General features: G+C 44.9%; 9 protein-coding genes, 1 pseudogene and 1 CRISPR repeat array. Of the genes and pseudogenes, 5 read left to right on the forward strand and 5 right to left on the reverse strand.

Annotation, left to right across the window (positions count from 1 at the left end; translation table 11 throughout):
* The first annotated feature begins 187 nt into the window (after positions 1-187).
* From K7X24_RS21515 to K7X24_RS21535, 5 genes are all read left to right on the forward strand, one after another.
* Complete coding sequence (locus tag K7X24_RS21515; protein ID WP_010295086.1) at positions 188-667, forward strand: Lrp/AsnC family transcriptional regulator; 480 nt, start codon at positions 188-190, stop codon at positions 665-667.
* A gap of 250 nt (positions 668-917) precedes the next feature.
* Complete coding sequence (locus K7X24_RS21520; RefSeq protein WP_103972271.1) at positions 918-1532, forward strand: YitT family protein; 615 nt, start codon at positions 918-920, stop codon at positions 1530-1532.
* 63 nt (positions 1533-1595) lie between these two features.
* Positions 1596-2789: an aromatic amino acid transaminase gene (locus K7X24_RS21525; protein ID WP_103198675.1), complete on the forward strand. Its 1194-nt coding sequence runs from the start codon at positions 1596-1598 to the stop codon at positions 2787-2789.
* 168 nt (positions 2790-2957) lie between these two features.
* Positions 2958-3455 (forward strand): M48 family metallopeptidase, encoded by a 498-nt coding sequence (locus K7X24_RS21530; RefSeq protein ID WP_039490823.1) that lies wholly within the window; start codon positions 2958-2960, stop codon positions 3453-3455.
* Between the two features lie 119 nt (positions 3456-3574).
* Positions 3575-4054, forward strand: coding sequence for an Hcp family type VI secretion system effector (locus K7X24_RS21535; RefSeq protein ID WP_010295094.1), 480 nt, complete (start codon positions 3575-3577; stop codon positions 4052-4054).
* A gap of 52 nt (positions 4055-4106) precedes the next feature.
* On the opposite strand, the gene K7X24_RS21540 is transcribed toward K7X24_RS21535, so the two are convergent.
* The 5 genes and pseudogenes from K7X24_RS21540 to K7X24_RS21560 form a co-directional block, all read right to left on the reverse strand.
* Entirely contained in the window at positions 4107-4511 is a 405-nt protein-coding gene (locus K7X24_RS21540; protein ID WP_224558242.1) for a DUF1240 domain-containing protein, read from the reverse strand.
* Positions 4512-4556: 45 nt separating this feature from the next.
* Positions 4557-4962, reverse strand: a pseudogene (locus tag K7X24_RS21545) (DUF1240 domain-containing protein).
* Between the two features lie 47 nt (positions 4963-5009).
* The gene (locus K7X24_RS21550; protein WP_109225269.1) at positions 5010-5414 is read right to left on the reverse strand and encodes a DUF1240 domain-containing protein; all 405 of its coding nucleotides are present in this window, start codon (positions 5412-5414) and stop codon (positions 5010-5012) included.
* Positions 5415-5461: 47 nt separating this feature from the next.
* Positions 5462-5866: a DUF1240 domain-containing protein gene (locus K7X24_RS21555; RefSeq protein ID WP_224558243.1), complete on the reverse strand. Its 405-nt coding sequence runs from the start codon at positions 5864-5866 to the stop codon at positions 5462-5464.
* On the reverse strand, positions 5859-6719 hold the full coding sequence (locus tag K7X24_RS21560; RefSeq protein WP_224558244.1) for a hypothetical protein: 861 nt from the start codon (positions 6717-6719) through the stop codon (positions 5859-5861). The genes K7X24_RS21555 and K7X24_RS21560 overlap by 8 nt, the downstream gene beginning before the upstream one ends.
* A 312-nt stretch (positions 6720-7031) precedes the next feature.
* A CRISPR array of direct repeats spans positions 7032-8560; the repeat unit is 28 nt; unit sequence TTTCTAAGCTGCCTGTACGGCAGTGAAC.
* The last annotated feature ends 33 nt before the right edge of the window (positions 8561-8593 follow it).

An 8593-nucleotide genomic window follows, 5' to 3' on the forward strand; every position in this document is an offset into this window, starting at 1 on the left:
AACTGCCGTATAGGCAGCTTAGAAAATCTCTCGTCGGGACTGTCTCGGCAAAGGGCGGTTAACTGCCGAGCAGGCAGTTAAGAAAATTAAACGCGCCGAAAATCAGTAATAAAAAACTCATAGGCAACGCGGCCTAAAAAACTGGTAGTCTGTTTGGCTCACTGCCTGACACTGTTTAGGGAACGCGATGTACCACATTGATGATTTCGATCTGAAAATCCTGACGCTACTACAGACGAACGGCCGCCTGACCAATCAGGAACTGAGCGATCTGGTTGGGCTTTCCGCCTCGCAGTGTTCCCGCCGTCGCATCGCGCTAGAACAGGCACAGCTGATTCTCGGCTACCATGCCCGTCTGTCGCCGAACGCAGTCGGGCTGGAATGTCTGGGGTTAATTGAAGTACGGTTGATCAATCACACCAGCGAATACGTTGAACGCTTTCATCAAATGCTGGGGGAAGTGGATGCCATCATCGACGCCTATAAAACCACGGGCGATGCCGATTATCTGTTAAAAGTCGCCGTGGCAGATCTGCCTGGGCTCAGCACGCTGATTAGCCAGATTCTGTCGCAGAACAAGAGCGTCGCGCACCTGAAAACCTCGGTGGTATTGAACCGCCTCAAAGAGAACGGTTTGATGATGCCAGAACTGCCTGCGTTGCCCTGAATTGGGGCAATTGCCTCTATTTGGTGCAGAAAATGAATATTTCACGCAAGAAACCCCGAATAGATGCACGATCTAGCCAAATAAATAATAAAAAACGCATGAATCACGCATTATCTTCATTCATATAATTCAATACGTTGCTCTTATCGCAGGCGACATTACGCAGACACCAGCCGCTAAACAGCACTATCTGGTGCGATTCTTGCTTTGGTAAGCACATGTTTTTACGACAGTCTGTTGAGTGCTCACCATGGATAACGTTATTCCCACACAAAAAATATCACATACGCTGCTGGAAGATGTTCTGGCGATCCTGATCGGCACGCTGATGGTGTCGTTTGGCGTTATCCTGCTGCGTCAGGCTGGTGCCCTCACCGGCGGCACCGCGGGCATCGCTTTTCTTATCCACTATCTGACCAACGTCTCCTTTGGCATCGCGTTTTTCCTGCTGAATCTGCCCTTCTATTATCTGGCTGTGCGCCGCATGGGGTGGGAGTTCACGGTGAAAACGTTCTGCGCCGTCGGGCTGGTTTCCCTGTTTTCCGATCTGCATCCACTGTTCGTTCATTTCGATCAGCTCAACCCGTTCTACGCCACGCTGTTTGGCAATATCATTACCGGAATCGGCTTCGTGGTGCTGTTCCGCCATAAGGCCAGTCTCGGCGGCATGAATATTCTGGCGCTGTATCTTCAGGACAAATACGGCCTGCGAGCGGGAAAACTCCAGATGGGCGTTGACGTTGTGATTGTGCTGACTTCCCTGTTCGTGGTAAGCATACCGATGTTGATTGCTTCGATTCTGGGGGCAACCATTCTGAACCTGATTATCGCGATGAACCATCGCCCCGGCCGTTACGCGGCCTGATTATCCCCACCATCGTCGGGGTTGCGGTACCTATAAAAATGACACACTCAGGAGAGCTACACTGTGTTTCAAAACGTTGATACCTATGCCGGAGATCCTATCCTGTCTCTGATGGAAAAATTCAAACAGGATCCAAGAGCGGATAAGATCAATTTGAGTATCGGGCTCTACTACAACGAGCAGAATATTATCCCGCAGCTGCGCTCCGTCAGCGCGGCCGAAAGCAGCCTGAAACAGCCGGCTCAGAGCGCAAGCTCCTATCTGCCGATGGAAGGGTTACAGCCTTACCGTACCGCGATCCAACACCTGCTGTTTGGTGAAAACCACGCGGCGCTGGAAGCCGGCCGCATCGCCACCATCCAGACGCTGGGCGGTTCCGGTGCACTGAAAGTCGGTGCTGATTTCCTGAAACGCTACTTCCCGAACTCAGAAGTGTGGGTCAGCGATCCAACATGGGAAAACCATATTGCGATCTTTGAGGGGGCGGGCTTTAACGTTCACACCTATCCGTATTTCGATGGCGAAAACCTGGGCGTGAAATTTGACGCCATGCTCGCCACGCTGCAAACGTTGCCGGCGCGCAGCATCGTGCTGCTGCACCCGTGCTGCCACAACCCGACCGGTTCCGACCTCACCACCGAACAGTGGGATCGCGTCATTGAGGTCATCATCCAGCGTGAACTGATTCCGTTTATGGACATCGCCTATCAGGGCTTTGGCCTAGGGATTGAGCAGGATGCCTATGCGATTCGCGCCGTTGCCAGCGCGGGCGTTCCGGCACTCATCGCCAACTCGTTCTCCAAGATTTTCTCACTGTATAGCGAGCGCGTTGGTGGCCTTTCCGTGGTGTGCGACGATGCCGACAGCGCACAGCGCGTGCTGGGTCAGTTAAAAGCGACCGTCCGCCGCAACTACTCTTCCCCACCGAATTTCGGCGCACAGGTAGTTTCTAAAGTCCTGAATGACGCGCAGTTGAACGCTGACTGGAAAGCGGAAGTCGAAGAGATGCGCACCCGTATTCTGAGCATGCGTCAGGAACTGGTTTCCGCATTGAAGAACGCGTTGCCGAACCGTAACTTCGATTACCTGCTCACCCAGCGCGGCATGTTCAGCTACACCGGTTTCAGCCCGGAACAGGTTGATCGTCTGCGTGAAGAATTCGGCGTCTACCTGATCGCCAGCGGCCGTATGTGTATGGCGGGGCTGAACCACAGCAACGTCCAGCGCGTCGCCGCCGCTTTCGCCGCGATTCAGTAAATTGTAAATGACAACGCCACTGGCTTAACCGACTCACATGAGTGAACTCGCTTAACCCAGTGGCCTGTGTTTTCGGTTAACTATCGCTGTCGTGCTATCTGTTCTCTACACTCAGACTGAAAGCAACACATCGACAAATCCGCCATGCTTTATCCCAACGAATAAAATATGACCCAGCTACGCTACCTGAACGGTTATCCCCCAGCAATTATTGCCCAAGTTCAAACGCTCCTTGATCAAGGCAAACTCGGCCCGTGGCTGGAAAAAAAATACCCTGACCGCCATCCGATCCAGAGTGACAAGTCGCTCTATCAGTTTGTCGCCGAGCTGAAACAGCGCTATCTGAAAAACGCTCCAGCAATATCAAAGGTGCTTTACGACAATAAACAGAACCCGATCAAAGGGACGCTGGGAACCAATACCTTTGTGGCACGCGTGCAGGGCGGAAAATTAAAGTCCAATAATGAAATCCGAATAGCAACGCTATTCCGTGATGGGCCGGAAGATTTCCTGCGGATGATCGTGATACACGAACTCGCTCACCTCAAAGAAAAAGACCACAACAAAGCCTTCTACCAACTCTGCTGCCATATGGATCCTGATTATCACCAGCTGGAATTTGATATGCGAATCTGGCTGAACTGGCGAGAAATAAACGCAGGTTAGGCCTGAATTCACCTTTTATGATTGTTTGCTTTGACATTGCCTTAGCCGTATTATTTCCGAGCTGATGATTGATATATTTTCACTCAGCCTATTGATAAATTTTCTCATAAGGATTTGATATGGCTAATTTGATTTACGCCAGCATTAATGGTCAAAAACAGGGTTTAATATCATCGGGTTGCTCAACGCTCGATTCAATTGGTAATCGCTACCAAACGGGCCATGAAGATCAAATACAGGTATTAGGTTTAAACCATAGCATCAGCCGCGATCAGAATGTCGCCCATCACCCCATTCATTTTATTAAACCAATCGATAAGTCGTCCCCGTTATTAGGGATGGCAATCTCTTATAATGAAAAGGTCGATGTGACATTTTATTTTTATCGCGTTAACTCCGCTGGGCAGTTAGAACTTTATTATGAAGTGACCTTAACGGATGCGAGCATTGTTGATGTCACCTGTGTCTATCCACACGTCATCGATAACAACGACATCATGCCGTATGAAAAAGTCCAGCTAAAATATAAAACCATAGCATGGAACCATAAAATCGCAGGAACCTCGGGTTACAGCATTTGGGAGGAAATGAGTCTCTAAGATTTATGACCTTTGATAACAAGCGCATCTTATCAGGTGTGCTTGTTATTCATCATTTATCACAAAGAGCAAGATTTTTTACATATTTATTGGGAGCCATCCAGGAGTTTTTAGGGCAGACTTCATAGCCATAACTTCTAAAGTTAAAAGATATGTAAATAGATGCAACAAAACTAATAACAACACCAATAAAAAACAAATAGCCGCACACATTTGTAAATACCCCATGCATTCCTATAGGTTTGTTTTTTATTGCCATATAAAACCCTAAATACGAGAAATAAAATAGCAAAGGAGAACCAAATATCATTAACCCAACCTTCCATGAAAACACGATCACATCGTTTAACTGTAAAATATCCAAATATGAATTAAAAGAAAACCAACCAGTAAAGCATGTCAATAGAAAGGTAAAAGATGAGAATGCGAAAAAAAACGGTCTATTTATTTTAAACACGAACAATCCTCAACAATCATAAAACCCATCAGATTATTTTTACCATTAATCACAGAGAGAAACATCTCTCACATATTTATTGGGAGCCATCCATGAGTTCTTGGAGCAGATTTTATAGCCCTGCTTATTAAGGCTATAAGAGATATACATAGATGAAAAAAAGCTCACCGCAGCACCATAAATAGCAAACATGACCAATACATTTGAAATTTTATTATTCATTTTAATTGGTCTGTTTTTTATAGCAGAAAAAAAACCAAAATAAGAAAACTGAAACACTATTGGAACTAGAAAAATTATGACACCGAGTTTCCATGAAAATGAAACTACATTGTTTAGATTAAAAAAGTCAATATATCCGTTTAAAGAAAACCATCCTCCCCAGCATGAAAGAAAGAAAGAAAATAAAAATCGAGTATATGAAAAAGAATGGTCTGTTTATCTTAGTCACGACTGGCTATCCCCTTATGCATGAAAAAGCATTCTCTCATACCATTTTTACTCTTTACAAAGAGCGGTGTCTTTCACATACTTATTGGGATCCATCCAGGATATCTTAGGGCAAACATTGTAACTCTTATTGCTAAGACTGTATGATATATACGCTGATGAAAAAAAGCTAAATATAGCACCAAAGATAAGGATTTTGACCAACCACTCGCCTAATTTATTATTGATCTTCACATGCTCATTTTTTATAGCAGAACAAAAACAAACATATGAAAAATAGAATGATAAAGGTACTCCAAAGATAGCAAGGCCAACTCTCCATGAAAAAACAATCACATCATCTAATTTAAACAATGATAAATATGCGCTTAAAGAAAACCAAGTTCCCCAGACGGAAAGGCATAAAAGAAAAACAGAAAACGCACCAATCAATGGTCTGTTTACTTTAACCACGACTGGCTCTCCTCCCATACATGAAAAAGCATACTCTTATGCTATTTTTACTTTTTACAAAGAGCGGTGTCTTTAACATATTTATTGGGATCCATCCAAGATATTTTAGGGCATATTTCATAACCATAACCTCTAAAATTATAAGACATGTAGAAAGATGAGAATGAGCTAACTACAGCACCAACGATCATTATTATAAATAACCCCCCTCCAAATTTATTATTAATTTTCGCCACTTTATTATTTATTGCGGAATAAAAAAATAAATATGAAAAATAGAATAGTAAAGGAGAACCAAATACCATCAACCCAACTTTCCATGAAAACACTATCACATCATTTAACTGTAAAATATCCAAATATGAATTAAAAGAAAACCAACCAGTAAAGCATGTCAATAGAAAAATAAAAACTGCAAATGCGCCAGCTAATGGTCTATTTACCTTAACCACGACTGTACCTCCCCCAGGCATGAAAGAATTGATCGGGATGATATGGCGTATACTGTTTTTTATGTGATTTTAAATTTTTTATTATCGTCTCACTTATTTTATATTCATTATCTAGCCAAAGTAATGAAAAACTGACAATAACCCCAAGTAAAAATATACCACCAGCAATAATAATAACACTACCTCCTGTGGCCACCATTACCGAGGTAGCTGCCATTTTCGCCCCCCATGCAATCCCAACCGATACAGCCAGTTTTGCCACATCCATCGTTAAATTAACAAAGAAATCGGTTAGTGCGTATTCGTCTTTCACCATCAACTCAATGGCTCGATAAGCGCCTGAAAATACAATACAGAACCTTGCTCCAGTCGCAATACCACTTTCAATTCCTTTTGTACCTATCCCTATGTCGAGTATTTTTTGGTTACTGACTAAATATCGGGTGGCATCTAAATATTTTCTTACTCCTGGGTATCCAGACAGTTTTATGTACTTACTGCCATTCTTCCCGACATATTCCGTTGCCGTTACGCCGAACCCTTTCATCTCCATAACGATTCTGCTTACAGATACCGCTTCTGCAATATTCCCAGCAAACGACGAGATGGGATCGGTACAGCCAAATATTGCTGTTTTCCAGGAGTCATTAGGATTTGGTGTGCATAACGTCTTTAAAAAATACGTCGCTTCCTGCGCAGTCAATATGGCATGAATGTTATCGTTATTTATTTCATTTAGTTGAGCATGTAATTTCTGATAGTTAATATCTGCATGCTGCTTTTTAAAATCAAGATGATCTTCTAACCGATAGTCATCATCCACAAGCGTTTTTAAAACGGGATCGTATTTCACAGTCACTCACTCCCTTGAATTTTACTTAAGTCAACGAACTATTCCCCTGTAAGGGTACTTTAACGGAAAAATGATGATTTTTAAATGTTAATAATGCCGACCCCACAATTTTTCATTCCCTCTAAAAGAAACTAATTACTTAAAAACGTTACGGGATAAGGCCATCAATATGCGTTATTTAAGGGGTAAACGCATTGAACACTTGGCGCAGCGCTACCTCGATAATAGCCAGACAACAGCGCTTAAGGTCGTGGATGAACTGCCTGTGCGGCAGTGAACCTGATGCCAGCAATCCGCCAGCTAATAGCAATTTTTCTAAGCTGCCTATACGGCAGTGAACGATGAATCCTTTTTCCAGCCATTGTGTCACTTTTTCTAAGCTGCCTGTACGGCAGTGAACAGATGTAAATATTGCAGCAGGCGCACGATTTATTTCTAAGCTGCCTGTACGGCAGTGAACCCCTTGCTGTTGCCTTTCTTCTCCAGCCCAGTTTTCTAAGCTGCCTGTACGGCAGTGAACGGACAAAAAACGCAGGATTGCACCGTTGCTGATTTCTAAGCTGCCTGTACGGCAGTGAACGATGGCGTTCTGTTTGCGTGCATGGTCTATTATTTCTAAGCTGCCTGTACGGCAGTGAACCTCGCCTGCTGAAAATTATCGATTTCTACGTATTTCTAAGCTGCCTGTACGGCAGTGAACATTTGGGCACTCTCTTTTCCCCGCCGCACTCCTTTCTAAGCTGCCTGTACGGCAGTGAACCTTTGCAATATCAGCACATCACAGTATTACACTTTCTAAGCTGCCTGTACGGCAGTGAACCGATCTTCTGTTCGCGGCAGGCTGCGCAGCATTTTCTAAGCTGCCTGTACGGCAGTGAACGGTCAGCACCGCGCGCCCAGCAACACCCCAAATTTCTAAGCTGCCTGTACGGCAGTGAACACGCCGTTCGATGACATTTGGCCGCCGGTGTGTTTCTAAGCTGCCTGTACGGCAGTGAACGTATCGACACGTCACCTAATAGCGCGGCTGTTTTTCTAAGCTGCCTGTACGGCAGTGAACGCGCGCAATGCCCGTGCTTTACAAAAGTGCCATTTCTAAGCTGCCTGTACGGCAGTGAACACGAATGTCAGTGCGTTGCCGCTGTTGGTCGTTTTCTAAGCTGCCTGTACGGCAGTGAACCATGTCTCTGTGTAATGCGTCATGACAGATTCTTTCTAAGCTGCCTGTACGGCAGTGAACACTCAGACCGTTTTACTTTTGCTGCAATCTGGTTTCTAAGCTGCCTGTACGGCAGTGAACCCTCCCGGAACCACAAGTGCCGAGGTCTTGAATTTCTAAGCTGCCTGTACGGCAGTGAACCACGTCTGCGCCGGGATCTGACGAAACGAAATTTTCTAAGCTGCCTGTACGGCAGTGAACCATTTCATCGAGCAATTACAGACGGGGATGTCTTTCTAAGCTGCCTGTACGGCAGTGAACGATATTTATCCATTAATTTCCGGTCTGGCTGGCTTTCTAAGCTGCCTGTACGGCAGTGAACCAGAAGCGTCCGCTGTGGCTTCCTGATATCGTTTTCTAAGCTGCCTATCCGGCAGTGAACGATCTCGCCACACATAGCCGATCTCTTCCGCTTTTCTAAGCTGCCTATACGGCAGTGAACTTTCACGGAATAGGAAATACGTGTATTTCCCTTTTCTAAGCTGCCTATACGGCAGTAAACAAATTATCACTTGCTGTTGCTGGGGATTCGTCTTTCTAAGCTGCCTATACGGCAGTGAACTTTTGATTGGTTTGTTTCTACTGCGGTGGGTTTTTCTAAGCTGCCTATACGGCAGTGAACTATTGCTCAAAGGCTAACGCCTCGCCTTTGGTT

Source organism: Pectobacterium versatile (genome assembly GCF_020166435.1).
GTDB lineage: Bacteria > Pseudomonadota > Gammaproteobacteria > Enterobacterales > Enterobacteriaceae > Pectobacterium > Pectobacterium versatile.

Bases quoted from the DNA above. Each gene is read 5' to 3' on its own strand.
- K7X24_RS21515 (WP_010295086.1), top strand. From the start codon at position 188: ATGTACCACATTGATGATTTCGATCTGAAAATCCTGACGCTACTACAG.
- K7X24_RS21530 (WP_039490823.1), top strand. From the start codon at position 2,958: ATGACCCAGCTACGCTACCTGAACGGTTATCCCCCAGCAATTATTGCC.
- K7X24_RS21535 (WP_010295094.1), top strand. From the start codon at position 3,575: ATGGCTAATTTGATTTACGCCAGCATTAATGGTCAAAAACAGGGTTTA.
- K7X24_RS21520 (WP_103972271.1), top strand. From the start codon at position 918: ATGGATAACGTTATTCCCACACAAAAAATATCACATACGCTGCTGGAA.